Raw genomic sequence first — 25,780 nt, forward strand, 5'->3', positions numbered from 1 at the left:
AGGCGTGAGAGTGTCAGCGAACTCCGTACGTGGCACTCGCACGGATGCCGCGGAACCCCTCACGGAGCCGCGGGGAGGCTTCTAGCCTGGCAAGACCCCCACTCCCCGCTCCCCTCCCCCAGGCACGGTTGTGAACGACGACACCGAGACGACACCCCAGGCCCGGTCGGGCGACGGCGGCGCGCCCGCCGGCACGGCCGTGCGCCCGCGCCCGGTCGTGTCCGACCCGGCCTCCCTGGTACCCGTCGCCTCGCAGGTCGACGCGGTCTCGGCCCCCGCCGTCGACGTCGTCACCGCCCTGTACGCCAGCACCGACCTGAGCGCCACGCTGCGCGAGGTCGCCGAGGGCATGGCCCACCGCTGCGGCTTCCACTCCTCCGCCGTCAGCCTCTTCCGCAGCTCCGAGGAGCTGGAGTTCGTGGTCGTCACCGGCGACCCCGACGCCGAGGAGGCGCTGCGCGGGGACATCACGCCCACCTCCGAGATCCTCGGGATGATGTCGCAGGCGCTGGACTGGGGCCCCCTGCGCTTCGTGCCGCACGACCGGGCGCTCCAGTTCGCCGAGCACATCTACGTCGGCAGCGAGGACGAGGCGCCGCACCCGCGCGCGTGGCGGCCCTACGACATGCTGATGGCACCGATGCGCGACGCCCGCGGGCAGCTGCTGGGCATGCTCTGGCTCGACCGGCCGATCGGTGGCCTGCGCCCCGACGAGCACCAGCGCGCGTCGATCGCCCGGCACGTGGACGCGGCGGCCCGCTCGGTCGTGGTCGCGCTCGAGCAGCACCGGCTGGCCGAGGCGGTGCGCCTGGCGGGCGCGACCCGCCGCGTCGTCCGCACCGTCTCCGCACAGAAGCACCGCCTGCCCGACCTCGTCCAGGCCGTGCAGGAGATCGTGCGCGAGGGGTTCGGCGTGGACGAGGTGCACGTGCTGGTGCCCGACGCGTTCGGCTGGCCCACCGCCGACCCGCTGCTCGACCTCCACGAGGACGCGCCGACCGAGCCCGCCGAGACCCCGCCTTGGCTCGAGCCGCGGACCGCGCTGGTGCTCGGCGAGCTGGCCGACCGCTGCTGGAAGCAGCAGCGCAGCGCCATCTGCTCGGCCCAGCGCTCGGCGCCCGGGCTGCTCAGCAGCGACGAGCACGCCCACCTGGTCGAGGTGCTCGCCGCCTCCGGGTGCGAGTCGCTCATGGTCGCGCCGGTCGGCACCGGCAACGAGGTGCTCGGCCACGTCCTGATGGTCCGCTGCCGCCGGCTGGACTGGAGCGACGAGGAGGCCGACGCCGCCGTCGACATCGGCCACGACCTCGGCCGCGCCGTGCTCACCGCCCGCGCCCGGCAGCGCGAGGAGGAGGCCTCGCGCTACCGCGAGCAGCTGATGCGCACCATGGCGCACGAGCTGAAGAACCCGCTGGCCGCCTCGATCGGCTTCGGCATCGTGATGGGCGAGCTGCTCGACGAGGCGCGTCCCGGCATCGAGCCCGGCCTGGCCCAGCAGCTGGACCGCTCGCTGGCCGGCATCGGTCGCGCCTCCGACCGCCTGCGCGGCATCGTCGACGACCTGCTGGCCATGGCGCGGCTCGAGCGCGCCCCCTCGCTGCGCAGCCTCACGCCGGTGGACCTCACGGCCGTCGTGGCGGACGCGGTGACGATGGCCTCCGGCCAGGCCGCACCTCGCGGCATCCGGGTGCTCGGCACGCTGCCGGACCACCCGGTGATGGTGCGCGCGGAGTCGGCGGACCTCCAGATCCTCGTCTCCAACCTCGTCGGCAACGCGGTGAAGTACTCCTACCCCGACGGCGAGGTGCGCGTGCGCCTGATCGCCACGCAGGACGAGGAGCCCTCGGTGGCGCTCACGGTCTCCGACGACGGCATCGGCATCAGCCTGGAGGACCAGGCCCGGCTGTTCGAGGAGTTCTTCCGCTCCGCGAACCCCGAGGCCGCCTCCGCCCCCGGCACCGGCCTCGGGCTGGCCATCGTCAAGCGCACCGTGGAGCGCTACGAGGGCCGGATCGAGGTCACCTCCGACCCCGGGCACGGCAGCACCTTCACCGCCGTGCTCCCCGGGGTCTGAGGTTCGTCAGTCCTGGGCGCCCAGCCGCGCCAGCAGCAGCGTCTCGGCGACGAGCACGCGCTCGAACTCGGCCAGGTGCAGGCCCTCGTTGGCGCCGTGCGCGCGGGTGTCGGGGTCCTCGACACCGGTGACCAGCACGCTGGCAGCCGGGAAGGACTCCAGGAACTCCGCGATGAACGGGATGGAGCCGCCGACGCCCATGTCGACGGGCTCGGTGCCGTCCCAGGCGTCGGTGAACGCGCCGCGGGCCACGTCGTAGTGCGGGCCGGTGGCCTCGATCGCGGTCGCCTCGCCGGTGTCGATGGTCGTCATCGAGAGCGTCGCGCCCCACGGGACGTGCTGCTCGAGGTGCCGGCGCAGGCAGGCCTCTGCGTTCTCGGTGGTGTCGCCGGGAGCCACGCGCATCGAGATGCGGGCGCGGGCGGCGGGGACGAGCGTGTTGGAGGCGCCGTCCACCTTGGGGGCGTCGAGGCCGGTGATGCTCAGCGCGGGCTTGGTCCACAGGCGCTCGACGGCGGAGCCGGTGCCGATCCACTCCAGGCCGGGGGCGGCACCGGACTCGGCCCGCAGCCGCTCCTCGGGGTAGTCCACGTCGGCCGCGGGGCCGGCGTGGAGACCCGCGACGGCGACGTCGCCGGCGTCCGTGTGCAGGGTGGAGATGAGGCGCGAGAGCGCGATGAGCGCGTCGGGCGCGAGGCCGCCCCACATGCCGGAGTGCACGGCGTGGGTCAGCGTCCGCACCTCGACGTCCATGCGGACGAGGCCGCGCAGGGACGTGGTGAGGGCGGGGACGCCGATGTCCCAGTTGCCGGAGTCGGCGATGACGATGACGTCGGCCTTGAGCCGGTCCTCGTAGGTGGCGAGCAGGTCGGGCAGCGTCTCGGAGCCGAGCTCCTCCTCGCCCTCGATGAACATCGTGACGTTGACCGGCAGGTCGTCGCCGAGCGCGCGGATCGCGCCGAGGTGGGCCGCGATGCCGGCCTTGTCGTCGGCGGCGCCGCGGGCGTACAGGCGCCCGTCGCGCTCGGTGGGGACGAACGGCGGGGTGTCCCAGTCGGCGTGGTCGTTCTCGGGCTGCACGTCGTGGTGGGCGTAGAGCAGGACGGTGGGAGCGCCCTCCACCTTGGCCGCCTTGTGCGCCAGCACGGCGGGGAAGCCGCCCTCGTGGGAGACGATCTCGGCGTCGAAGCCCTCGGCCGCGAACAGCGCGCGCACCACCTCGGCGGAGCGGTCGACCTCGCCGCGGCGGGCCGGGTCGGCGCCGACGGACTCGATCTTCACCAGGTCCTCGAGGTCGCTGCGGATGCCGGGCAGGATCGCTGCCACCTTCGCGCGGGCGGCCTCCGTGGTCAGGGGGGTGCTCGGGGAGCTGCTCTGAGGGTTGCTCATGGGGCCGACCCTAGTCCTGGGCAGCGCCGGTGCCCGCGCCGCCGTCGGCGGGCCCTGCGCCCTCACCCGCGACCTCCTCCGGGTAGGGCAGGAGCATCGTGTGGAGGAGGTAGGTGCGGCGGCCGTCGTCCTGCCCCCGGTGGGCCCTCACCCGGGCGTCGACGAGGGCGGCGATCTCCTGGCCGAGCGCCTCGGCCTCGTCCTTGGTCAGGCGCACCGCCGCCTCGGTGACCGAGCGCTGCACCCCGGGCTCCCGCTCCGCGGCGAAGACCGCGTCGACCACCCGGTGCGCCTTGGCGGCCGCGGCGGAGAGGAAGACCCGGGCCACCGCGTCCCCGCCCGGCTGCAGGGACGCGTCCGAGACGACCACGTCGGTCATCCCCGGCACGATCTCCCAGACCCGGTCGCGCCGGTCGCGGGCGTGCTCCGGCGCCTCCCGGACGAGGCCGTACTTGGCGAGCTGGCGCAGGTGGAAGCTCGCCTGGTTGGCCGGCACGCCGATCGCGGCGGCCACGTCGGCGGCGCGCATGGGCCCGACGGCGTCGAGCTCGGCGAGCACCCGGCTGCGCACCGGGTGCGCGATCGCCCGCAGGGCGGTGGCGTCGGCAGGTCGCGGTGAGCTCTCCGGCATGCCCCGGATGATACGCACCAGAAATTGCGCAACATTACTTGCGCAAGAGTGCGTGCGGAACTTACGTTCCTCGCCATGACCTCCCTGCGCGGGCACCACGACTTCCGGCTCCTGTGGATCGGCCAGACGGTGAGCCAGCTGGGCGCGAGCGTCAGCTCCTTCGCCTTCCCGCTCCTCGGCTACGCCCTCACGGGCTCCACGCTGCTGGCCTCGACCATCGGCGCCGTCCACCTGCTCGGGCTCGTGCTCACGCTGCTGCCGGCCGGGGTGCTCGCCGACCGGGTCGACAAGCGCCGGCTCATGCGCGGCGCCCTCCTCGCCGGCACCCTCAGCTACGCCTCGCTCGCCGTGGCCCTGGCGGTCGGCGGCCCGCACCTGGCGCACCTGCTGGCGGTCGCGTTCGTCGGCGGGGTGGCCGCCGGCCTCTTCGACCCCGCCGAGAGCGCCGCCGTGCGGCAGGTCGTCACCCGCGAGCAGCTGTCGACGGCGCTGAGCCTCAACCAGGCGCGCCAGCACGTGGCGTCCCTGACCGGCGGGCCGCTCGGCGGCCTGCTGTACGGGCTCACGAGGTGGGCCCCGTTCCTGGCCGACGCCGCCTCCTACGCGCTGGCCTGGCTGCTGCTCGGGAGGCTGCGCACCGACCTCGGCCCGGCCTCGCGCCCCGCGGACGAGGCGGACGCACCCGCCGGCCTCCGGGCGCTGCGGCACGAGCTCGCGCAGGGGCTCGTCTTCGTGTGGCGCCACCCGTTCATGCGGGTGCTGACACTGTGGTCGGCCTCGGCCAACCTGGCCATCAACACGCTGTTCGGCGTCGCCGTCCTGCGGCTGGTCACCCTGGGGGTCCACCCGTTCCGGATCGGCCTGGTGGAGACGGCCGCCGGCCTGGCCGGGATCGTCGGCGCCGTGCTGGCGCCGCGGATCATCGAGCGCACGCCCACCGGCGCCCTCACCGTGCTCATCGCCTGGACGCCCGTGCCCCTGCTCGTGCCGATGGCCCTGTGGCCGCACCCGGCGGTGGTCGGCGCGGGCGTCGCCCTCGTCCTGCTGCCCAACGCGGCCGGCAACGCGGGCATCGGCGCCTACCGGACGCTGATCACGCCCGAGCACCTGCTGGCGCGCGTGCAGTCCGCGATGCAGCTCGCCTCGATGAGCGTCATGCCGCTCTCGCCCCTGCTCGCAGGTCTGCTGCTCGAGGTGCTGCCCGGCACCGTCGCCGTGCTGGCCACGGGCCTGGTCTGCGCCCTGTCCGCGCTCGTGCCGACGCTGTCGCGCACGGTGCGCAACGTCCCCCGCCCGGACCAGTGGCCGACCTCCCCCGAGGTGGCGACCGTCGCGACCTGAGCGCCGCCTACGATCGGGGCGTGCCCGCTCGACTCCGCCGCGCCTCCCTCGCCGAGGTGCGCGCCGCCCGCGCCGCGGTGGCCGACGGCAGCGCCGGCCGCCCCGAGCTGAAGCTGCTGGTCAAGCACTACCTCGCGGTGCTGGAGGAGAAGGCGCCCGGCGCCTCGGTGGAGGTGCGGGTGCCGCCGTACGCGGCGGTGCAGTGCATCCCCGGCGTCCGGCACACGCGCGGCACGCCGCCGGCGGTCGTCGAGACCGACGCCGCCACCTTCATCGCCGTCGCCACCGGCGAGACGCCGTGGTCCGAGGCGATCGCGAGCGGCAAGGTCTTCGCCTCGGGCGAGCGGACCGACCTGACCCGCTACCTGCCGCTGACCTGATCGCCCACGGCGGCGGGGTCGAGCAGGCGGACGACGGCCCCCGGCTCGGCCTCGGTGAGCAGCCGGACCGCGCAGGCGGGGTCGGCGGCCTCCAGGAGGTCCTGGTCGAGCCGCAGCCGCTGCGCGAGGGCGCGCACGCACGCCTCGGGCCCGCCGGCGACGAGCAGGTCGGCGCCGCCCAGGTCCTCCGCGCGGGCCGCGAGCCAGCCGCGGTCGCCGCTGCGGGCCATGTCGCCCTGCCACGTCCAGGCCTGGACGCGCAGGCGCACCGCCTCGCGCGCGACCTCCTCGGCGGCCTCGACGTCCGGGTCCACGCAGAGCAGCCCGGCGCCGACGCGGGCCAGGCGCAGGGCCGCGTCCCGTCCGGGGGCGCTGCCGACGTCGGTGACGACGGCGAGCTTCCAGCGCAGGTGCACGCGCCCAGTCTGCCCCCGACGGGTGCGGCGTGGGGAGTGTTCCGCACGGTCCGGGCTCAGCCGCGGGTCAGCGTGTGCAGCGAGGCCATGCAGGTGTCGTAGGTGGCGACGAGGTCGACCTCGCGGCCGCGGTCGGCGGCGACCGCCCAGGTGTCGAGGGCGACGCGCAGGCAGGCGAGGCTGACCTCGACCACGAGCCGGACCTCCACCTCGCGCTCGGGCCCGTACAGGGCGAGCAGGTGCTGGACCAGCGCGTCGGTGCGCTGCTCGTCGCGGTGCAGGCCCGCCATCCGCACGCTCGGCTCGGCCAGCGAGAGGCGCCGCACGCGCAGGAGCACCGAGCGCGCCTCGTCCCGCCCGAGGCCCTCGACCACCGCGCGCCACAGCGCCTCGACCTGCGGCACGAGCGGGCGGTCGGCGCTCAGCGCCTCGATCCGGGCGGCGATGCCCAGGTCGATCTCGACGTCGGGCACGTACGCGGCGAGCTCCTTGGAGCCGAAGTACCGGAAGAACGTGCGGCCCGAGATGCCGGCGGCGGCGGCGATGTCGTCGACCGTCGTGCCGTCGACGCCGCGCTCCTCGAAGAGGGTGAGGGCCGCCAGGGCGATCTCGCGCTCGGTCTGGAGCCGGCGCCGCTCACGCAGGCCGAGGGGCTCGGGGGCCGTGGTGACGTCGGTCATGCGCCCCTCCCGGGAAGAAAAGTCAGTTGACGAAATGTTGGCAGTGACTGACACGATAGCCCGTGCCGGCCGCTCGACCGGCACACCGCTCCCCCGGACCAGGAGAGAACCCCCGCGTGACCGCGCCCACCGACACCCCCACCTCCACGGCCACCACCGCGGACGCAGCCACCTCGACCTCCGGCACCGGCCGACTCGTCGCGCTGCTCGTCTGCTCGGCGTTCGTGGTGATCCTCAACGAGACGATCATGAGCGTGGCGCTGCCCGACCTCATGCGCGAGTTCGCCATCGGCGCCTCCAGCGCGCAGTGGATCACCACCGCGTTCATGCTGACGATGGCCGTGGTCATCCCGATCAGCGGCTACCTGCTGACCCGGCTGCCGCTGCGCACCGTGTTCATCGTGGCGATGACGGCCTTCAGCGTCGGCACCGCGGTCTCGGCGGTCGCCCCGGTCTTCGGCGTGCTCGTGCTGGGCCGGGTGATCCAGGCCAGCGGCACCGCGGTGATGATGCCGCTGCTCATCACCACCGTGATGACCATCGTCGAGCCCGAGCGGCGCGGCCGGATGATGGGCACCATCTCCATCGTCATCTCGGTGGCCCCGGCCATCGGCCCGACGATCTCGGGCATCATCCTGCAGTCGCTGTCGTGGCGCTGGATGTTCCTCTTCGTGCTGCCCATCGCCCTGGTGGCGCTGGCGGCCGGCGCCCGGTGGGTCCGCAACGTCACCGAGCCCCGCGCGATCCCGCTGGACGTGCTCTCCGTCGTGCTCTCGGCGATCGGCTTCGCCGGACTCGTCTACGGCCTGGCCGGCTTCGGCGAGGCCGCCGAGGGCGACCCGCTGGTGCCGCTGTGGGTGCCGCTGACCGTCGGCGGCGTCTCGCTGGCCCTGTTCGTCGCCCGCCAGCTCGTGCTCAAGGACCGGGCGCTGCTCGACCTGCGCGCCTTCGCCAGCCCGTCCTTCTCGCTGGCCATCGGCCTCATGGCCGTCGTGTTCGCGGCCCTGTTCGGCGTCATCGTGCTGCTGCCGCTGTACCTGCAGAACGCGCTCGAGCTCTCCGTCCTGCAGACCGGCCTCATGCTGCTGCCCGGCGGCCTGTGCCTCGGCCTCCTCGCCCCGTTCGTCGGGCGGGCGTTCGACCGCTGGGGCCCCCGGTCGCTCGTGCCGCCGGGCATCGGGCTGGCCGCCGTCGCGCTGTGGCTGATGACCACGCTGGACGTCGACTCCTCACGCCTGGTCGTCGTCGCGATGCACGTGGTGATGTCGATCGGTCTCGCGCTCGCCTTCACCCCGCTGATGACCACCGCCCTGGCGTCGGTCCCCCCGCGGCTCTACAGCCACGGCAGCGCCATCCTCGGGACGCTCCAGCAGGTCGCGGGTGCCGCCGGCACCGCCCTGTTCGTCACCCTGCTGACCCGCCAGGAGGTCACCTCCCTGGCGGCCGGCGCCCCCGAGACGGTCGCGACCGCCGACGGACTGCACGCCGCCCTGCTCGTGGCCAGCGTGGTCGCCACCGTCGCGTTCGCGCTCTCGTTCGCGATCCGCCGCGCGCCCGAGCACGCCACCGAGCCGGGCGAGCACGCCGTCCCCGCGCACTGACCCACGTCTGCCCCCCACCCCGCCGAGTCGGCAGCAGCTGTCACGGCGCGGTCGGGCGAGGTGCGTGGTGGGGCCGCTGGGTAGCGTCGGGGCATGCCCGAGGGAGACACCGTCTACCTGCTGGCGCGCAAGCTCGACCGCGCGCTGGCCGGTCGCACGGTGGCGCGCTCGGACTTCCGCGTCCCGCAGCTGGCCACGCGCGACCTCGCCGGCCGCGAGGTGCTGGGCCACGACACCCACGGCAAGCACCTGCTGACCCGGTTCTCCGGCGACGTCACCCTCCACTCCCACCTGCTGATGGACGGCGAGTGGTCGCTGACCGGGCCCGGCAAGCGGCTGCCGGCACGGCTGCAGGCCGACGTCCGCGTGGCCCTGGAGACGACCGAGGGCGGCACCGCCTGGGGGCGGCGGCTGCACCGGCTCTCGCTGGTGCCGACGGCCGAGGAGTCGTCCGTCGTGGGGCACCTGGGCCCCGACCCGCTGCGCGACGACTTCGACGCGGACGAGGCGGTGCGCCGCCTCTCCGCGGATCCGGCGTGGCCGCTCGTGAGCGCCCTGCTCGACCAGACCCGGATGGCCGGGCTCGGCAACCTCTGGGCCAACGAGATCGCGTTCCTCACCGGCGTCAGCCCGTGGACGCCCGTCGGGGACGTGGACGTGCCCGCGCTGGTCGCCCGCTCGGCCCGCGCGCTGCGGCACTCCGCGCTCGTGCCCGGCGCCTACCAGACCACCACCGGGCGGCCGCGCCCCGGCGAGGACCACTGGGTCTACGGCGCCCGGCGGCGTCGCTGCCTGCGCTGCGGCACGGCGATCCGGCGGGCCGAGGAGATCCCGAACGACCCGACCAACCGACTGACCCAGTGGTGCCCGCACTGCCAGCCGGGGCCGGGGCCCGAGGCGAGGCTGACCGGGCGCACCATCGGCACCTGACCCCGACCCCTCCCCCGCACCGTGAAGAAGTCGTGAGGGCGCTGCGGTGGACGCGGGTCGCTGCCGATGGCGTGGGCATGACCCTGCTCGCGCCCCCGCCCGTCTCGTCCCGGTCCGCCGGCTCGTCGACGGCCTTCCCCGCCGCGGACCCGAGCGGCGCCCCTCGTACCTCTCCGTCTGCCTCCCCCGGCGGCTCGTGGATACCCCGAGGTGCCCAGCTGACCGAGGCCCAGTTCCGGGCCCGGCACAACGGCATCAGCGTCATCACGGCGCTGCACGTCCCCGTGCTCGTCGTGATGGCGTGGGTGTGGCACCCGTTCGGCACCGCGGACGCCCCCTCGCACGCGGAGCACACCTCGGCGGCGGCCAACCACGGCTGGATGGCCTGGACCGGCGTCGCGATCGTGATCGTCGCCTTCGCGCTCGGCCGCGTGCTGTCCTCCCAGGCCGCACGCGCCACCGCGATGTCGACCTCGCTGATGATGACCTCGGTCGTGCTCGTGCAGGTCTCGGGCGGCCTGACCGACCTGCACCTGCACTTCTTCGTGACCGTCGCGATCGTCTCGCTCTACCAGACCTGGACGCCGTTCCTCGTCGCCATCGGCATCGTCGCCCTGCACCACATCGGGATGAGCCTGATGGACCCGACGATGGTGTTCTCCGACGCCCGCGCCCAGGCGCACCCGATCCTGTTCTCGCTCCTGCACGCCGGCATGCTGCTGGCCGAGTGCGTCGCCCTGGCGGTCTCGTGGAAGTTCACCGAGGACGCCGACGCCGAGCGCCGCGCCCAGCAGGCCAAGGCCGAGGCCGGGGCGCTCGAGCAGGTCGCCGCGCAGCAGCGCCTCGCCGAGGAGCAGTCCGCGGCCGCCGAGCGTGCCGAGGCCGAGCTGGTCACCCGCCAGGCGCGGGCCGCCGACATGGAGCAGCGCCTGGTCGCCCTCAACTCCGCCGGCGACAGCCTGCGGGGCAGCGTCACCGAGTCCGAGACCGTGATGGCCGAGCTGCTCGCCGCCGCCGGCGAGATCGAGTCCGCGGCCGCCACGGCCACCGCCTCCGCCGACGCCGCCAACGCCTCGGTCACCGCCTCCAACGAGGTCATCCGTCGGCTCGAGCAGTCGGCTTCGCAGATCGCCTCGATCGCCCAGACGATCACCGGCATCGCCGAGCAGACCAACCTCCTGGCCCTCAACGCCACCATCGAGGCGGCCCGGGCCGGGGACGCCGGCAAGGGCTTCGCTGTCGTGGCCGGCGAGGTCAAGGAGCTGGCCGGCGAGACCGCCCGCGCCACCGAGCTCATCGGCGGGGTCGTGGACGACGTCCGCAACGGCACCCGCGACGTGCTGGCATCGGCCGGCGAGATCGAGTCCGTCTTCGCCCGGGTCACCGAGGCGCAGGCCGTCATCTCCAGCGCGGCCGCCGTCCAGAAGTCGGCCGCGGACACCGCCCGCGGCGCCATCCAGGCCGTCGCCCGCACCACCGAGCAGGTCACGGACGAGGTCGCGCACCTCGCCCAGCAGCGCGACTGACCGCTCCCCCTGCCCCCCGGCGCGACGAGGCCCGGGTGACCACGCACCGTGGTCGCCCGGGCCTCGTGGCGTTCCGTCCCTCTGCGACCGCCGCCCTGGGCGGCTCAGCCCGCGAGGCCGTCGACGATCTCCAGGGTGCGCGCCCAGGCGTCGGAGTCGGGGTCGATGACGGTGAAGTGGTCACCGTCGACCTCGACCAGCGCGGCGGTGGCACCGGCCCCGGTGGCGGCGTCCACGTAGGCCCGGGACTGGGTGAGCGGCACCGTCGTGTCGCCGCCCGCGTGCACGCACCACACCGGCACGTCGAGCGGCACCTGGGAGAGCGGGTCCACCGCCTCGTCCGCCTGCTCGTCGCCGAAGGCGTGCCCGAGGAAGTCGGTGACCGCGCCGCCCCCGAGGTTCTCCCGGGTGGCACCCGCGAGGTCGAGGACGCCGGCCTGGCTGATGACGTGGGTGAGGACGCCGGGCCCGCCGGGGCCGGCCGCCCAGGTGACGAGGTGCCCGCCGGCGGAGTGGCCGATGCCGACGACCGTGTCCAGCGGCAGGGGTGCGCCGACGGCGGCCTCGATCGCCGCGTCGTCGGTGAGTAGTTCGAGGGCGGCCGCGACGTCGTCCAGCGTCTGCGGCACCCCGCCGCCGTTGCCGACGCGGCGGTACTCGGGCACCAGCGTGGCCCAGCCGCGGTCGACCAGGCTCGGGGCGAGCGGCTGGGCGTACTCGAGGCCGTACTGGGCCTTCCAGAAGCCCCCGTGCAGCAGGACGGCGACGCCGACCGGGGTCCCGCCGGGCACCGTGAGCTCGGCGACCTGGCTGGGGTCGTCGCCGTAGGTGAGGCGGACGCGGCCGGTGGCGGCGGGGTCGGACACGGCGGGGACCTCCGGGGGTCGGGTGCAGGCTGCCAGGCCCATGCTCGCCGTCACGGCGCCGAGGGCGGTGAGCAGGTGGCGTCGGGTGAGGGGCACGGGTGGGGTTCGAGGCCGCGGCGGGGCCGGATGGCTCGCTCAGCGCAGCATCGTGACCGAGTCCTCGGCGTTCACCAGCACGCCGCCGATGGCCGGGACCGCGACGCCGGACTCGACGGCCCCGTCACCCAGGTCCCTCCACCGGACCTGCCAGAGCTCGTCGCCGTCGTCCAGCGACACGGCCCGCAGGACCTTCTCGGTGACGGCGAGCGCCTGGCCGTCGGCGACGCCGAACGGCAGCGCCCGGACCGTGGCGATCTCCGACAGGGAGCCGTCGAGGATGCTGACGTCACCGTCCTGACCCGAGACGCCGCCCAGCGCGAGCACCCGCACGTCGTCGCCGCGGCTGCCCACCGGCCACCAGGCGGCGCCCTCGGGCTGGACGGTGCGCTTGCCGTCGCGGGTGATCAGGTCGCTGTCGATCGTCGGGTCGACGGCCATGAGACCGGCGCCCCAGGACTCCGGCTCGATGACGTCGTCACCCGTGGCGGAGCCGGTGGCGGTGCGCTCGTAGAGCACCGTGCCGTCGGTGGAGAGCACGGTGGACGACCGGCCGACACCCACGCCGAGGAGGTCGCCGGCGGCCGCGACGGCCACCTCGTCCCCAGTCGCTCCCCGCACGCTGCCGAGGTCGGCGGTGACCTCGCCGGTCGCAGCATCGTGCTCCAGGACCTCCAGGTCCGCGGTGACCACGTAGAGGCGATCGCCCCAGGCGGTGACGGCGGCGACCGGGTCGTCGACTCCCCAGCGCTCGTCGCCGGTCGCGGCGTCACGGGCGAGGAGCCCGTCGTCACCCCGGTCCACGACCACGAGGTCGCCGACCGGGACTCCGCCGGCGTCGGACCACAGCGTCTCACCGCTCTCGGCATCCAGCATGGCGGCGCCGTCCTCGCTGTCGACCCACACCAGGGAGTGGTCGTCGGAGACGACCGGCTCGATCTCGTAGAGATCGGGCTCGGCGAAGAAGTCGTCGGGCGTGTCCTCGACGTAGACCTGCCGCCAGGCCTCCTCGCCGTCGGCGTCGAGGGCGACGAGGTCCTGCCCCGTCCACAGCAGCGCGCCTCGGCCCAGCGGCCAGACCTCGTCGACGGACTCCTCCTCGGCGGACGTCCACGTCCAGGCGACCTCGGAGACCTCGTCGACCGCCGGGGTGCGCGGGCGGCCGTCCGGGGTCAGCCACCCGTCGCCACCGATCGTGAAGACCGGCTCCGCGTCGGCCAGCGGGTCCTCGGCCGTGAGCGTCGTGACGACCTTCGCGATGCCGCCGGCGACCACCACGAGCAGCACGAAGCCGATCAGCACCCGCAGGCCGCGGCGGTTGGTCGAGGCTCCCTCGAGGACCTCGGCCTGCTCCTGCGCCGGCTCGTCGGTGGGCTGGTCGGTGGGCTGGTCGTCGGTGTTCTCCGGCGGCGTCTGGCTCACGGTGTCCTCGTTCGGGATGACGGGGTGGTCAGGGGTGCTTGACGGGCACCGTTCTACCGCAGCGCGTCACGACCAGTCGCCGCCTCGTCCCTTCTGACGCCCTTTCTTGATCTCCCCGCGCTGCTTCTTCGCGTCGAGTCGGCGGCGTTGGGAGCCGCGGGTGGGCTTGGTGGGGCGGCGCTTCTTGGGCGGCGGGGCGAGGGCTTCGGCGAGCAGCGCCGACATCCGCTCGCGGGCGGCGCGGCGGTTGTCGAGCTGGGCGCGGTGCTCGCTGGCGGTGACGACGACGAGGTGGCCGTCGACCAGCCGGCTGCCGAGGCGCTCCTTGAGCCGGGCACGGGTGGGCTCGGGGAGGTCGGCGTGGTCGAGGTCCAGCAGCAGCTCGACGCGGCTGTCGGTGGTGTTGACGCCCTGCCCGCCCGGCCCGCTCGACCGGCTGAACCGCTCGGTGAGGTCGGACCCGCGCAGCGTCACGTTGCGGGTCAGCGGGAGGTCGTCGGGCACCCCTCCAGGATGGGCCCTCCCCCGGCGTCCCTGCTCATCGGTGGGGTGCTCCGGAACGGAAACGACCCACCACATTCGTGGTTCCCGCCTCGGGAAACCACGAATGTGGTGGGTCGTACCCCCGCCGCAGCGGGTCAGGCCATGGCCGCCGGGATGGTGGCGGTCCAGGTGGCGCGCAGCTCGAGCAGGCCCGCGGTGAGGACGGGCTCGCCGCCGGCGGTGACGACGAGGTCGTCGCCACCGGTCACACCGAGGTCGGTGACCGGGACGCCGTGCTTGGCGGCCATCGCGAGGAAGGCGGAGAGGTCCGACTCCTCGACGGTGACCAGCGCGCGGGCGGTGGACTCGGCGAACAGCGCGAGGAACGGGTCGCCGCCGGCGACCTCGGACACGTCGACGCTGACGCCGACCATGTTGCGCAGGCTCGCCTCGACGAGCGCCTGCGAGAGGCCGCCGTCGGAGAGGTCGTGGGCCGAGGTGATGACGCCGGCGTCGAGGGCCGAGCCCTCGGCCAGCAGCGAGGCCAGCGACATCTCGGCGGCCAGGTCGACCTTCGGCGGGAGACCGCCCAGGTGACCGTGCACGACGTGGGCCCACTCCGAGCCGGAGAGCTCCTCGCGGGTGGTGCCGAGCAGCAGCACGCGCTGACCGGCGGCGCTCCACGCGGACGCGGTGCGCTTGGCGACGTCCTCGATGAGGCCGAGCACGGCGACGACCGGCGTCGGGAGGATGGGGGTGCCCGCGGTGGAGTTGTACAGCGAGACGTTGCCGCCGGTGACCGGGACGCCGAGGGTCAGGCAGGCCTCCTTGAGGCCGCGGCAGGCCTCGGCGAACTGCCACATGACGTCCGGGTCCTCGGGGGAGCCGAAGTTGAGGCAGTCGGAGACGGCGAGCGGGGTCGCACCGCCGGTGGCGACGTTGCGGTACGCCTCGGCCAGCGCGAGCTGCGCACCGGTGAACGGGTCGAGCTTGGCGTAGCGACCGTTGCAGTCGGTGGCCAGCGCGACGCCGGTGCCGCTCTCCTCGTCGATGCGGATCATGCCCGAGTCGGACGGCTGGGAGAGCACCGTGTTGCCGCGCACGTAGCGGTCGTACTGGTCGGTGACCCAGCTCTTGTCGGCGAGGTTCGGCGAGCCGACCATCTGCAGCATCAGGCCCTTGAGCTCGGCCACCGACGGGCGGGGCAGCGCCTCGGCGCCGTCCGCCTGGAGGCCGTCCTGCCACGCCGGGCGGGCGTAGGGGCGCTCGTAGGTGGGGCCGTCGTGGGCGACCGTGCGCGGGTCGACGTCCACGATGGTCTCGCCGTTCCAGTCGATGACCAGGCGGCCGGTGCCGGTGACGGTGCCGATGGTGACGGCCTCGACGTCCCACTTGGCGCAGATCTCCATGAAGCGGGCCTCGTCGGCGGGCTCGACGACCGCCATCATCCGCTCCTGCGACTCGCTCATGAGGATCTCCTCGGGAGCCAGCGTGGAGTCGCGCAGCGGGACGCCGGCGAGCTCGACGTGCATGCCGCCGTCGCCGGCCGCGGCCAGCTCGGAGGTGGCGCACGAGATGCCGGCGGCACCGAAGTCCTGGATGCCCGCGACGACGCCCGCCTGGAACAGCTCCAGGGTGCACTCGATGAGCAGCTTCTCCATGAACGGGTCGCCGACCTGCACCGCGGGGCGCTTGGTCGGGCCGGTGGACTCGAACGTGTCCGAGGCCAGGATCGAGGCGCCACCGATGCCGTCGCCGCCGGTGCGGGCGCCGTACATGATGACCTTGTTGCCCTCGCCGGACGCCTTGGCCAGGTGCAGGTCCTCGTGCTTGAGGACGCCGACGCACAGGGCGTTGACCAGCGGGTTGCCGGCGTAGGAGGAGTCGAAGACGACCTCGCCGCCGATGTTCGGCAGGCCCAGGCAGTTGCCGTAGCCGCCGACGCCGGACACGACGCCCGGGAGCACGCGCCGCGTGTCCTCGGCGTCGAGGGCACCGAAGCGCAGCGGGTCCATCACGGCGACCGGGCGGGCACCCATCGCGAGGATGTCGCGGACGATGCCGCCAACGCCGGTCGCGGCGCCCTGGTAGGGCTCGACGTAGCTGGGGTGGTTGTGCGACTCGATCTTGAACGTCACGGCCCAGCCGTTGCCGACGTCGATGACGCCCGCGTTCTCACCGATGCCGGCGAGCATGCGCCCGGCCTTGGTCTCCTGCGGGATCTCGCCGAACTGCTTGAGGTGGACCTTCGAGGACTTGTAGGAGCAGTGCTCCGACCACATGACGGAGTACATGGCGAGCTCGGAGCTCGTGGGCCGGCGGCCCAGGATCTCCTTGATCCTCTCGTACTCGTCGGGCTTGAGGCCCAGGTCGGCGAACGGCTGCTCGCGGTCGGGGTCGGACGCGGCGACGGAGACGGTGTCCAGCACGGGAGCAATCTACCTGCCGCAGCCCCTCGGGCCGTCCTCGGCGGACGCGGGTGGACGCACCCGAGCGTGGCGGGGTGAAAGTTTCTGCCGACGCGGCGGGGGTGGGGTCAGGCGCGGGTCGATCAGGCGGACGAGGCGGGGTGGTGCTCGAGGGTGAGGAACCCGTCCGCGACGACGCCGAGCATCGGGCCGGTCGCGGTGGTGTCCAGCTGACCGGAGTCGGCGACCATCGCGACACCGCCGACGAGGCGTCCGACCTCGATGGCGGTGACGTCGGCGCGCAGCGCGCCCTCCTCGCGCAGGGGGGCGAGGACCCGCTCGTGGGCAGCCAGCAGCACGCCACACTTGTGCTTGATCGGGGAGCCCTCGTCGCCGAGCGCGACCGTGAACTTCGCAGGGCCACCCTTGTGCACCGCGATCAGCCGCACGTACTCGTCGAACCAGGCGAGCAGGCGCTCACGCGGCGTGCCGGTGGCCTCGAGCGCCCGGTCGGCCGCGGCCTCGACGCCGGCCACCCAGGGGGCCATGACGGCGTCGACCAGGTCGTCGCGGGTCGGGAAGTGCCGGTAGAGCGTGCCCGGGCCGACCTCGGCCGCCTTGGCGATCTGGTCGAGCGGGACGTCGTACCCGCCGCAGCGGAACGCCTCCCGAGCAGCCTCGACGATCTTGTCGCGATTGCGCTGGGCATCAGCGCGCATGACGCACCTCTCACGGATCACACGGGTGGGTTCGGAACAGATCTCGGCCGTTCCCTTGCTAAGCGGAGACACTCTCCGTATCGTCGAAGGCGAACCGGAGGACATCTCCAGTTCAGTCTACGTCGGCCCAGCCAGGGTCAGAACAGGACGCGCTCCCCATGTCCCAGACACCGCCCCACCAGACGACGACCACCCGCACCACGAGCCGCAACGACGACGCGCTCGCGTCCCTTCCCGAGATCGACACCGTCCCCGCGACCCTCACGACCCGGCACGCCCAGCCGCGACGGGTCGACACCGTCACCCTCGACGCCTCCGACCCGCTCGAGGACCTCATCCGCCGCGACCGCGAGCGCACCGCCGACCGGGCAGCAGCCCGCCAGGTCCGCCGTGCCGAGCGTCGCGCCACCCGCGCCGGCTCCACCGCCTCCGCCACCGGCGAGCCGGGCGTGGCCCGGCTCATCCCCGGACGCGGCCGCCCCGCCGGAGTCCGCCTCGACGAGAACCGCCCCTCCCGTAAGGACAGCACCACGAACACCACGCAGACCGCCGAGCCCGACGAGAAGTCCGGCCTCGGCCTCGGGATGGCCATCGTCCTGGTCGCCCAGCTCATGATCGTGCTCGACGCCACCGTCGTGAACGTCGCCCTGCCCCACATCGACACCGCGCTCGGCTTCGGCCCGGCCTCACTGTCGTGGGTGCTCAACGCCTACACGCTCGCCTTCGGCGGCCTGCTCCTGCTCGGCGGCCGGCTCGGCGACGTCCTCGGTCGGCTCCGCCTCTTCCAGGTCGGCCTGACCCTCTTCACCCTCGCCTCGCTGCTGGGCGGCCTGGCCCAGACCCCCGGCCAGCTCGTCGCGGCCCGCGCGGCCCAGGGCGTGGGCGCGGCACTGGCCGCTCCCAGCGTCCTGGCGCTGCTCACGACGAGCGCGAAGGACGACGCGGCACGCCACCGCGCCTTCGCCCTGTTCGCCGCCGTCTCCTCGGGCGGCGCCAGCCTGGGCCTGCTGCTCGGCGGGGTCGTGACCGACCTCGGCTCGTGGCGCTGGACGCTGTGGATCAACGTCCCGATCGGCCTGGCCGTCGTGGCGCTGGTCGGCCGGCACGTCGCGGAGACCCCGCGTCGCCCCGGGCGGTTCGACGTGCTCGGCGCCCTGCTCGCCACCGGCGGCGCCGTCTCGCTGGTCTACGGCCTGGTCGGTGCCGCCGAGCACGGCTGGACCTCCACCCGCACCCTCGACCTCCTGCTCATCGGCCTGGCGATGCTGGCCGTGCTCGTCCGCCAGGAGCTGCGCCAGGAGGCGCTCGGCCGCACCCCGCTCGTCCAGCCTGCGCTGCTGCGCGACCCGCGACGCGTCGGCGCGCTGGTCGTGATGCCGCTCGTGTTCGGCGCCCAGATGTCGATGTTCTTCCTGGTCGTGCAGATCCTCGAGACCGACCTCGGCTTCGGGCCGCTCACCAGCGGCCTGGCGTTCCTGCCGGTCAGCCTGTCGATCTTCACCATGTCCCGCTTCGCCCCGGGCCTGGTCGCCCGGCTCGGCGCGCCGGTGATGGTGCTCGCCGGCACGATCGGCCTGGCACTGGGCTTCACGGCGCTCTCGACCTACGACGCCGGCGCCGGCTACGCCCCGGCCCTGCTGCTGCCGCTGGTCCTCATCGGCGCCTCGGCCGGCGCGATCTTCATGCCGGTCACCTCGCTCGTCATGGCCGGCGTGCAGCCGCAGGACGCCGGCGCCGCGTCCGGCATGCTGCAGACCGCCCAGCAGCTGGGCGGGGCGGTCGGCCTCGCGGCCGTCGTCTCGGTCTACGCCGTGGGCGCGGTGCCCGGCGAGGTCGTGCCCGGGGCGCAGGCCGCGTTCCTCACCTCGGCCGCGTTCGCCTCGGCGGCAGCCCTGGCCGCCCTCGCGCTGACCGTGCAGGCCGCGCGCCGTGCCCGAGCCGCCCGGGCCACCCAGCCCGACGGCGAGCCGACCGAGCCTCTGGAGCAGGCAGCCGCCTGACCTCGCTCCACCCGACGCGGGTCGTGTGCCCCAGCGGTCGCTCCGGCAACCGCTCAGGCACACGACCCGCTCGTGCGTTCACAGGGTCGTGCAACTCGTGTGAAGTGCCGTGATCCGTGGGACTCCTGGGGTTATCGTCGTCCGGTCGCTCCCCCACCGGCCCTTCCCCGGCCCGACCTCTCCCGGAGTCCCCGATGACCCGCCGCCCGCGCCTGCGTGCGTTGCTCGCCGCCGTCCCCCTCCTGCTCGTGCTGCCGTTGGCCGGCCCCCTGCCCGCGACGGCCGCGCCCGCCGCCGTCCGCACCGGGGCCACCGTCGCCACCACCGGCACCCTGGCCTCCGCGGACGACACCGCCGCCCGCGAGGGCGAGCCGGGGGTCGTGACGCCCCGCAACCTCACCGGGCTAGCCTTCGACCAGTGCCACACGCCCGACCAGAAGACGATGAACACCTGGTGGCGCGCCTCGCCGTACCAGGCCGTGGGCGTCTACGCCTCGGGCAAGTCGCGTGCGTGCCGCGACCAGCCGAACCTCACCGCCGAGTGGGTCGCCAAGCAGTCGTCGACCGGGTGGCGCATCCTGCCGATCACCCTCGGTCCTCAGGCCTCCTGCAACCCCCGCTTCCCGCGGTACAGGAACGACGAGACCGTCAACCCCCGGCCCGGGAAGAACGGCCGCTACGACCTCGCCTACGAGCAGGGCGTGAAGTCGGCCTCCGGCGCCGTCAACAAGGCCGCCGACCTGGGCATCGCCGCCGGCTCGACCCTCTGGTACGACATGGAGGGCTTCGACCTCGGCAACAAGAACTGTCGCGAGTCGGCGCTGTCGTTCCTCGACGGCTGGACCGACCGGATCCACACCCTCGGCTACGTCTCGGGCGTGTACTCCAGCGCCGGGTCCGGCATCAAGGCGCTCGACGGCGCCCGGCAGAACCGCCCCCACCGCTTCTCGATGCCCGACCGCGTCTGGATCGCCGACTGGGACGGCCAGCAGAACCTCACCTCGACCTCGCTCAGCAACACCGGCTGGACCGACGGCGACCGGATGAAGCAGTACCGCGGCGGCCACGACGAGACGTGGGGCGGGGTCACCATCAACATCGACTCCAGCTACCTCGACCTCGGCAAGGGCACCCGAGCACCGGACGAGGCCGAGGTCTGCAACGGCACGCAGATCTCCTACCGCGACTACATGAACCTCTCCCCCACGCGCACCGCCTCCGACGGCAGCACCGTCGTCGCCGACGAGAGCAGGACGGCGGCGCTGCAGTGCGTCCTGCGGCTCGACGGCTTCGCCGGTGGCCGCACCGACGGCGAGTACGACGCCGAGCTGATCTCCGTCGTCCGCTCCTGGCAGCGCCACCACGGCTTCGACGAGTCCCGCACGTGGTCACGGGAGAACTGGGTGGCGGCGCTGTCGGAGTACGCCCGCGGCACCCGGCTGAAGTTCGGCGACGGCAGCAACCAGGTGCGCTACCTCCAGCGCACCCTCAACGCGGTCGCCGCCAAGATCCGGACCCCCGTCAACGGGCTCTACCTGGCCGCGACCACCAAGGCCGTCAAGCAGTGGCAGCGACGGGTGGGGCTGGAGGCGACCGGCATCATCACCGGCCCGCAGTGGCGCCTGCTGAAGCAGGGCCAGCGCAGCTGAGGTCGAGCCTCAGGACGCCGGCGGGCCCACCAGCAGCGCGAGGCCGGTGAGCGCGGCCACGGCCACCACCCCGGCGGCCAGGCCGCGCAGGCGCTCGCGCAGCAGCCACGCCACGGGCTTCTCCAGGACGCCGGCGGGCTGCTCGGTCCGCAGGCGCCAGGTGGTGCCCAGGCCGCCGCGGCGCTCGACCACCTGGTCGAAGACGACGGTCACGAACGGCGGGACGGCGGAGGCCAGGCCGAGCACGGCGCGGCCGAGGCTCCAGCGCTGGTCGACGGCCACCACGACGGTGGTCACGCAGTAGGCGACGAAGACGATCCCGTGGAGCATGCCGAAGACACGCACGCCGAGGTCGGTCGTCTCGGTGCCGTACTTGAGCACCATGCCGAGGATCAGCAGGGCCCAGGTCACCGCCTCCGCGATCGCGACCTTGCGGAACAGACCCAGGGGGGAGCGCATGGGTCCAGGGTGCCTGAGCGGCCCAAGAGGGTGAGCATCGGCGTCACTCTCGATGGGTGGTGGCTCAGCAACCTGTCTGCTCAGCCGGTTCGGTTGCCGACGCACCGCTCGTGCTCCGGAACGCCGACCGGCGGTGAGCCTGCAACCCTTCCCGCACGGGGTTCGGTTGCCTGCTCACCGCCGGTCGGGCGGAGATCACAGGGGCCTCAGACGGAGGCGGCCTGCTCCAGGAACGAGGTGAAGAAGCCGAGTCCGTCGGTGCCGGAGCCGGTGAGCTCCTCGACCGCGTGCTCCGGGTGCGGCATCAGGCCCACGACGTTGCCGCGCTCGTTGGTGACGCCGGCGATGTCGCGCATCGAGCCGTTCGGGTTCACGTCGAGGTAGCGGGCGACGACCCGGCCCTCGGCCTCGAGCATGTCGAGCGTGGCCTCGTCGGCGACGAAGCCGCCCTCCCCGTTCTTCAGGGCGATGGTGATCTCGGCACCGTGGCTGTAGGCGCTGGTCCACGGGGTCGAGGTGTTCTCGATCCGCAGGCGCTGGTCGCGGCAGACGAACTTCATGTGGTCGTTGCGGATCAGCGCGCCCGGCAGCAGGTGGGACTCGCAGAGGATCTGGAAGCCGTTGCAGATGCCGAGCACCGGCAGACCACCGTTGGCGGCCGCGACGACCTCGGTCATCACCGGCGCGAAGCGGGAGATGGCGCCGCAGCGCAGGTAGTCGCCGTAGGAGAACCCGCCCGGCAGGACGACGGCGTCGACACCCTTGAGGTCGTGGTCGCCGTGCCACAGGGAGACGGCCTCGTGGCCGCCGAGACGGATCGCCCGGGCGGCGTCGACGTCGTCGAGCGTCCCGGGGAAGGTGACGACCCCGACCTTCACGCGCCCGCTCCGGCCACGGCGGTCTCGGCCTCGGTCTCCACGCGCACGGTGAAGTTCTCGATCACCGGGTTGGAGAGCAGCGTCTCGGCCATCTTCGCGACCTGGGCGAGCACCTCGTCGGTGACCTCCTCGACGGTCAGCTCGAAGCGCTTGCCCTGGCGGACGTCGCTCACGCCGGCGAAGCCGAGGCGGGGCAGAGCGCCCTGCACGGCCTTGCCCTGCGGGTCGAGGATCTCGGGCTTGGGCATCACGTCGACGACGACGACGGGCACGGTGACTCCTGCGGGTCTCACGTATCAGGGACGTCGGCAGCGCCGACGCGTCCCATCCTAAGCCGCGTCGCCCGATGCTCCGAGCCGGCCGCGTGCGGCGGACGCGACGCCCGAGACACGCCCCGGCACCCGACCTACCCTGCTGGCATGTCTCGGCTCCCCCACCGACCGGCCCACCGGTCCTCCCCCCGCGCCCTCGTCCGGGCCGTCGCGGCGCCCGCCCTCGCCGGCGTGCTCGTGCTAGGCCTCGCGCCGGCCGCACCGGCGCTGCCGTCGTCCGAGCCGGCCACGTCGGGGCTGGCCACGTCGGGGCTGGCCACGGCCGTGAGCGCACCGCAGCAGCGCAAGCCGCTGGCCGGCGTGACCGTCGTGCTCGACCCCGGCCACCAGCTGGGCAACAAGAACTTCCCGGAGGAGATCAACCGGCTCGTGCAGGCCGGCGGGTTCAAGAAGGCGTGCAACACCACCGGCACGGCGACGAACAAGGGCTGGCCCGAGGCGACCTTCGTGTGGCAGCTGGCCGTGCGGACCCGCAAGAAGCTGCGCCGGCTCGGCGCGACCGTGCGGCTGACCCGGCACAGCAACCGGGAGGACCGGTGGGGTCCGTGCATCAACACCCGCGGCAAGGCGGGGGCGCGGTACGACGCAGACGTCCTGCTCTCGCTCCACGGTGACGGCAGCACCACGAGCGGGGCCCGCGGGTTCCACGTCATCCGGCCGACGAAGCGGAAGGGCTGGACAGGCGACATCTGGAAGCCGTCGCGTCGCCTCGCCCGCACGCTGAAGCGTGCGATGAAGCGGCAGGGGTTCCCGGTCGCGAACTACGTCGCCGGCGGCACCGGCATCGACGCCCGGGGCGACCTCGGCACCCTCAACCTCTCCGACGTGCCGGCGGTGCTGCTGGAGGCGGGCAACATGCGCAACCGGCGGGATGCGCGCGCCATGCGGCGCACCGCGGGGCAGAGGCGGTACGCAGCCGCCCTGGTGGCAACCGTCAGGAGGTTCACAGGCAACTGAGGGCCGAGGACACCCCCGCGGGCACCCACGGCGGGGGCAGACTGGGGCCATGAGCAGCCCCGGAACCCCCCGCCGCCTCAGCGCCGACGCGTTCGCGCTGGAGTTCCCGCAGTCCCTGGCGACCTACGACGACTACGCGCACGCCCAGGAGACGGTCGACTACCTCTCCGACCACAAGTTCCCGGTCGAGCAGTGCATGATCGTCGGGACGGACCTCAAGCGCGTCGAGCGGATCACCGGTCGGCTCACCACCGGCCGGGTCGCGGTCGGCGGTGCCGCCTCGGGCGCCTGGTTCGGTCTCTTCGTCGGCCTGGTGCTGAGCCTGTTCTCCTCCGACCAGGGGCTGTTGGCGCTGCTTGCCTCCACCGCGGTCATCGGCGCGCTGTTCGGCCTCATCTTCACGCTGATCAGCTACGCACTGACCCGCGGCCAGCGCGACTTCTCCTCCGTCACCCAGGTCGTCGCGACCCGGTACGAGGTGCTCGTCGAGCACAAGGTCGCCGGCCAGGCGCGCGAGATGCTGGCCGGTCTGCCCGGCGCGCTGCCGAACCCGTTCGACTGACGTCTCACGTCTGGTGGGGCGGTCTCGAGGCTCGTCGCCAGCGCTCCTCGCACCTCGACCACCGGCTGCGCTCAGTCGCGCTTGAACGCCTGCTGGACCACGACGATGGCCATGGCGACACCCAGGCCGGCGATCGGCGGCCCGAGCACCGCGGTGCCGCTGCCGGACGTGGGCTCCTCGCCCCACCAGCCGAAGGACTCACCGGTCCACAGGATGCCGACGGCCAGCATCAGGAACGACAGGAAGCCGAAGACCAGGAACTTCACGTCCTCACCGTAGCGAGTCGCGTGCGGCGGTCTCGAGGCTTGGCCGTGGCCGGCCTCGCACCTCGACCACCGGACCCGGTCAGCTGAGCTCGCGCTTGAGGATCTTGCCGGTGGCGGTCATGGGCAGGCTGGGCACGAACTCGATGATGCGCGGGTACTTGTACGCCGCCATCTGCTCCTTGCCCCACGCCAGGACCTCGTCCTCGGACACGCTCGCGCCCTCGTTCAGGATCAGCACCGCCTTGATCTCCTCGCCGTGCTCCTCGTGCGGCACGCCGATGACGGCGGCCAGCGAGACGGCGGGGTGGGTCAGCAGGACCTCCTCGATCTCGCGCGGGTACACGTTGAAGCCGTTGCGGATGATCATGTCCTTGGAGCGGTCGACGATGTAGTAGTACCCGTCGGCGTCCTGCCGGCCGAGGTCGCCGGAGCGGAACCAGCCGTCGGCGTCGAGCACCGCGTCAGTGGCGTCCGGGCGCTGGTAGTAGCCCTTCATCACGCAGTGGCCCTTGATCGCGATCTCGCCGACCGGCGTCATCCCGTTCTCGTCGCGCTCGTCGGGGATCGAGCCCCACTCACCCGGCGTCGGGTCGATCAGCTTCATCTCCACGCCGGGGATCGGCAGGCCGATCGAGCCCACGCGCACGGGCTTGCCGAACGGCGAGAACGACGCCACGGGGGACGTCTCGGACAGGCCGTAGCCCTCGAGGATCGTCACGCCGAACTGCTGCTCGAACTTGCGGTGCACCTCCACCGGCAGCGCCGAGCCGCCGGCGGCCGCGACGCGGAGGTTCTTGGCCAGGGTGTCGACGTCCACCTCGGGGGTCAGCGCCCCCAGCAGGCCCCAGTACATCGTCGGGACGCCGGCGAAGAACGTCACCTGCTCCTTGAGCATGAGCCCCAGGGCGGGCGCCGCCTCGAACCGCGGCAGCATCACGACCGTGCCGCCGAACGCGAAGCCGCCGTTCTGGATGACGCTCTGCCCGAAGGAGTGGAACAGCGGCAGCACGCACAGGTAGGTGTCGGGGTTCTCGGCGTCCGCGCCGAAGAGCTCCGTGCCGGCCAGCGCGTTGTCGCGCATGTTGCGGTGCCGCAGCTCCGCGCCCTTGGGCTGACCCGTCGTGCCGGAGGTGTAGAGGATGACGGCGGTGTCGTCCTCGTCGGTGACGACCGTGTCGAACGTGGGCGGCTGCGTCGCCATCGCCTGACCCATCGTCGTGGTGCCCTCGATGGGGCTGGGGGCGGCCGGGTCCGCGGTGATCATGAAGAAGTGCTCGCAGCCCTCGGCCTGCTCGAAGCCGGCGAAGCCCTCGGCGCCGATGGGCAGCTCGGGGGTGCCCTGGAAGCAGAAGTAGGCCTTCGCGTCGGAGTCGGCCAGGTGGTAGGCCACCTCGCGCCCCTTGAGCAGCACGTTGAGCGGGACGACGGTCGCGCCGGCCTTGAGGATGCCGAAGTAGACGATCGAGAAGTACGGCAGGTTCGGGCAGCTCAGCACCACCTTGTCGCCGTGCCCGACGCCGCGTTCCCTCAGCGCGTTCGCCACCTGGTTGGCCGCACCGTTGACCTGCGCGTACGTCAGCCGGGTCTCACCCAGCACCACCGCGTCGCGACCGGGGTAGGCCGCCGCGCTGTTCTCGAGCAGGCTGGCGAGGTTGTAGTCGGTCACGAGTGGCCTCCGTCACGTCGGGTGTGATGGGAGCAACCTACCCACGAGT

24 protein-coding genes are annotated in these 25,780 nt (G+C 73.5%); 10 read left to right on the forward strand and 14 right to left on the reverse strand.

All coding sequences use genetic code 11. The features are described 5' to 3' along the window. Positions 1-130 precede the first annotated feature (130 nt). Positions 131-2,074: a GAF domain-containing sensor histidine kinase gene (locus M8316_RS00720; protein ID WP_250051085.1), complete on the forward strand. Its 1,944-nt coding sequence runs from the start codon at positions 131-133 to the stop codon at positions 2,072-2,074. Between the two features lie 6 nt (positions 2,075-2,080). On the opposite strand, the gene M8316_RS00725 is transcribed toward M8316_RS00720, so the two are convergent. Both M8316_RS00725 and M8316_RS00730 read right to left on the reverse strand, forming a co-directional pair. Next, positions 2,081-3,463 carry a dipeptidase gene (locus M8316_RS00725; RefSeq protein WP_250051088.1) on the reverse strand — a complete coding sequence of 461 codons (1,383 nt, stop codon included), beginning with the start codon at positions 3,461-3,463 and terminating at the stop codon, positions 2,081-2,083. A gap of 10 nt (positions 3,464-3,473) precedes the next feature. After that, positions 3,474-4,094, reverse strand: a complete 621-nt coding sequence (locus M8316_RS00730) for an ArsR/SmtB family transcription factor (RefSeq protein ID WP_250051090.1) — start codon at positions 4,092-4,094, stop codon at positions 3,474-3,476. Between the two features lie 75 nt (positions 4,095-4,169). Here M8316_RS00730 and M8316_RS00735 point away from each other — a divergent pair, with 75 nt between their 5' ends. Further along, complete coding sequence (locus tag M8316_RS00735; RefSeq protein WP_250051092.1) at positions 4,170-5,435, forward strand: MFS transporter; 1,266 nt, start codon at positions 4,170-4,172, stop codon at positions 5,433-5,435. 20 nt (positions 5,436-5,455) lie between these two features. After that, on the forward strand, positions 5,456-5,815 hold the full coding sequence (locus M8316_RS00740; RefSeq protein WP_250051094.1) for a sterol carrier family protein: 360 nt from the start codon (positions 5,456-5,458) through the stop codon (positions 5,813-5,815). On the opposite strand, the gene M8316_RS00745 is transcribed toward M8316_RS00740, so the two are convergent. Then, positions 5,797-6,231: an SDR family NAD(P)-dependent oxidoreductase gene (locus M8316_RS00745; protein WP_250051096.1), complete on the reverse strand. Its 435-nt coding sequence runs from the start codon at positions 6,229-6,231 to the stop codon at positions 5,797-5,799. The genes M8316_RS00740 and M8316_RS00745 overlap by 19 nt on opposite strands. A gap of 56 nt (positions 6,232-6,287) precedes the next feature. Further along, positions 6,288-6,911, reverse strand: coding sequence for a TetR family transcriptional regulator (locus M8316_RS00750; protein ID WP_250051098.1), 624 nt, complete (start codon positions 6,909-6,911; stop codon positions 6,288-6,290). Between the two features lie 116 nt (positions 6,912-7,027). Between M8316_RS00750 and M8316_RS00755 the strand changes: the two genes are divergently transcribed. The 3 genes from M8316_RS00755 to M8316_RS00765 all read left to right on the forward strand — a co-directional run bounded on the left by M8316_RS00755 (position 7,028) and on the right by M8316_RS00765 (position 10,968). Then, positions 7,028-8,512: an MDR family MFS transporter gene (locus M8316_RS00755; protein ID WP_250051100.1), complete on the forward strand. Its 1,485-nt coding sequence runs from the start codon at positions 7,028-7,030 to the stop codon at positions 8,510-8,512. Between the two features lie 93 nt (positions 8,513-8,605). Beyond that, a complete protein-coding gene (locus M8316_RS00760) occupies positions 8,606-9,442 on the forward strand; it encodes a DNA-formamidopyrimidine glycosylase family protein (RefSeq protein WP_250051101.1) in 837 nt (278 codons plus the stop codon). A 77-nt stretch (positions 9,443-9,519) separates the two neighbouring features. Continuing rightward, on the forward strand, positions 9,520-10,968 hold the full coding sequence (locus M8316_RS00765) for a methyl-accepting chemotaxis protein (RefSeq protein WP_250051102.1): 1,449 nt from the start codon (positions 9,520-9,522) through the stop codon (positions 10,966-10,968). Between the two features lie 104 nt (positions 10,969-11,072). Here the strand turns inward: M8316_RS00765 and M8316_RS00770 are convergent, their stop codons facing one another. The 5 genes from M8316_RS00770 to M8316_RS00790 all read right to left on the reverse strand — a co-directional run bounded on the left by M8316_RS00770 (position 11,073) and on the right by M8316_RS00790 (position 16,962). Then, complete coding sequence (locus tag M8316_RS00770) at positions 11,073-11,834, reverse strand: alpha/beta hydrolase family protein (RefSeq protein WP_250051103.1); 762 nt, start codon at positions 11,832-11,834, stop codon at positions 11,073-11,075. A gap of 135 nt (positions 11,835-11,969) precedes the next feature. Further along, complete coding sequence (locus M8316_RS20915; protein ID WP_250051104.1) at positions 11,970-13,352, reverse strand: outer membrane protein assembly factor BamB family protein; 1,383 nt, start codon at positions 13,350-13,352, stop codon at positions 11,970-11,972. 66 nt (positions 13,353-13,418) lie between these two features. Next, entirely contained in the window at positions 13,419-13,856 is a 438-nt protein-coding gene (arfB, locus tag M8316_RS00780) for an alternative ribosome rescue aminoacyl-tRNA hydrolase ArfB (RefSeq protein WP_250051105.1), read from the reverse strand. 134 nt (positions 13,857-13,990) lie between these two features. After that, positions 13,991-16,264 carry a phosphoribosylformylglycinamidine synthase subunit PurL gene (purL, locus tag M8316_RS00785; protein ID WP_250051106.1) on the reverse strand — a complete coding sequence of 758 codons (2,274 nt, stop codon included), beginning with the start codon at positions 16,262-16,264 and terminating at the stop codon, positions 13,991-13,993. Positions 16,265-16,386: 122 nt separating this feature from the next. Next, positions 16,387-16,962, reverse strand: a complete 576-nt coding sequence (locus M8316_RS00790; RefSeq protein WP_250051108.1) for a TetR/AcrR family transcriptional regulator — start codon at positions 16,960-16,962, stop codon at positions 16,387-16,389. A gap of 158 nt (positions 16,963-17,120) precedes the next feature. Between M8316_RS00790 and M8316_RS00795 the strand changes: the two genes are divergently transcribed. Together M8316_RS00795 and M8316_RS00800 are read left to right on the forward strand one after the other, a co-directional pair. After that, the gene (locus tag M8316_RS00795) at positions 17,121-18,962 is read left to right on the forward strand and encodes an MFS transporter (protein WP_250051109.1); all 1,842 of its coding nucleotides are present in this window, start codon (positions 17,121-17,123) and stop codon (positions 18,960-18,962) included. 194 nt (positions 18,963-19,156) lie between these two features. After that, positions 19,157-20,611 (forward strand): glycoside hydrolase domain-containing protein, encoded by a 1,455-nt coding sequence (locus M8316_RS00800; protein ID WP_250051111.1) that lies wholly within the window; start codon positions 19,157-19,159, stop codon positions 20,609-20,611. Between the two features lie 9 nt (positions 20,612-20,620). Here the strand turns inward: M8316_RS00800 and M8316_RS00805 are convergent, their stop codons facing one another. From M8316_RS00805 to purS, 3 genes are all read right to left on the reverse strand, one after another. After that, complete coding sequence (locus tag M8316_RS00805; RefSeq protein WP_250051113.1) at positions 20,621-21,070, reverse strand: DUF3817 domain-containing protein; 450 nt, start codon at positions 21,068-21,070, stop codon at positions 20,621-20,623. Between the two features lie 206 nt (positions 21,071-21,276). Then, positions 21,277-21,948: a phosphoribosylformylglycinamidine synthase subunit PurQ gene (purQ, locus tag M8316_RS00810; protein ID WP_250051115.1), complete on the reverse strand. Its 672-nt coding sequence runs from the start codon at positions 21,946-21,948 to the stop codon at positions 21,277-21,279. Next, on the reverse strand, positions 21,945-22,220 hold the full coding sequence (gene purS, locus M8316_RS00815; RefSeq protein WP_250051117.1) for a phosphoribosylformylglycinamidine synthase subunit PurS: 276 nt from the start codon (positions 22,218-22,220) through the stop codon (positions 21,945-21,947). Before purS ends, purQ begins: the two co-directional genes overlap by 4 nt. Before the next feature lie 147 nt (positions 22,221-22,367). On the opposite strand from purS, the gene M8316_RS00820 reads away from it, so the two are divergent. Then, positions 22,368-23,237 carry an N-acetylmuramoyl-L-alanine amidase family protein gene (locus M8316_RS00820; RefSeq protein ID WP_250051119.1) on the forward strand — a complete coding sequence of 290 codons (870 nt, stop codon included), beginning with the start codon at positions 22,368-22,370 and terminating at the stop codon, positions 23,235-23,237. Positions 23,238-23,286: 49 nt separating this feature from the next. Further along, complete coding sequence (locus M8316_RS00825) at positions 23,287-23,799, forward strand: YflT domain-containing protein (RefSeq protein WP_250051121.1); 513 nt, start codon at positions 23,287-23,289, stop codon at positions 23,797-23,799. 71 nt (positions 23,800-23,870) lie between these two features. Here M8316_RS00825 and M8316_RS00830 read toward each other — a convergent pair whose 3' ends face one another. Both M8316_RS00830 and M8316_RS00835 read right to left on the reverse strand, forming a co-directional pair. Next, positions 23,871-24,065 (reverse strand): hypothetical protein, encoded by a 195-nt coding sequence (locus M8316_RS00830; RefSeq protein ID WP_250051123.1) that lies wholly within the window; start codon positions 24,063-24,065, stop codon positions 23,871-23,873. 79 nt (positions 24,066-24,144) lie between these two features. Beyond that, positions 24,145-25,731, reverse strand: a complete 1,587-nt coding sequence (locus M8316_RS00835; protein ID WP_250051125.1) for a long-chain-fatty-acid--CoA ligase — start codon at positions 25,729-25,731, stop codon at positions 24,145-24,147. Between the last annotated feature and the right edge of the window lie 49 nt (positions 25,732-25,780).

The sequence above is a fragment of the Nocardioides bruguierae genome (genome assembly GCF_023554635.1).
GTDB classification, from domain to species: domain Bacteria; phylum Actinomycetota; class Actinomycetes; order Propionibacteriales; family Nocardioidaceae; genus Nocardioides; species Nocardioides bruguierae.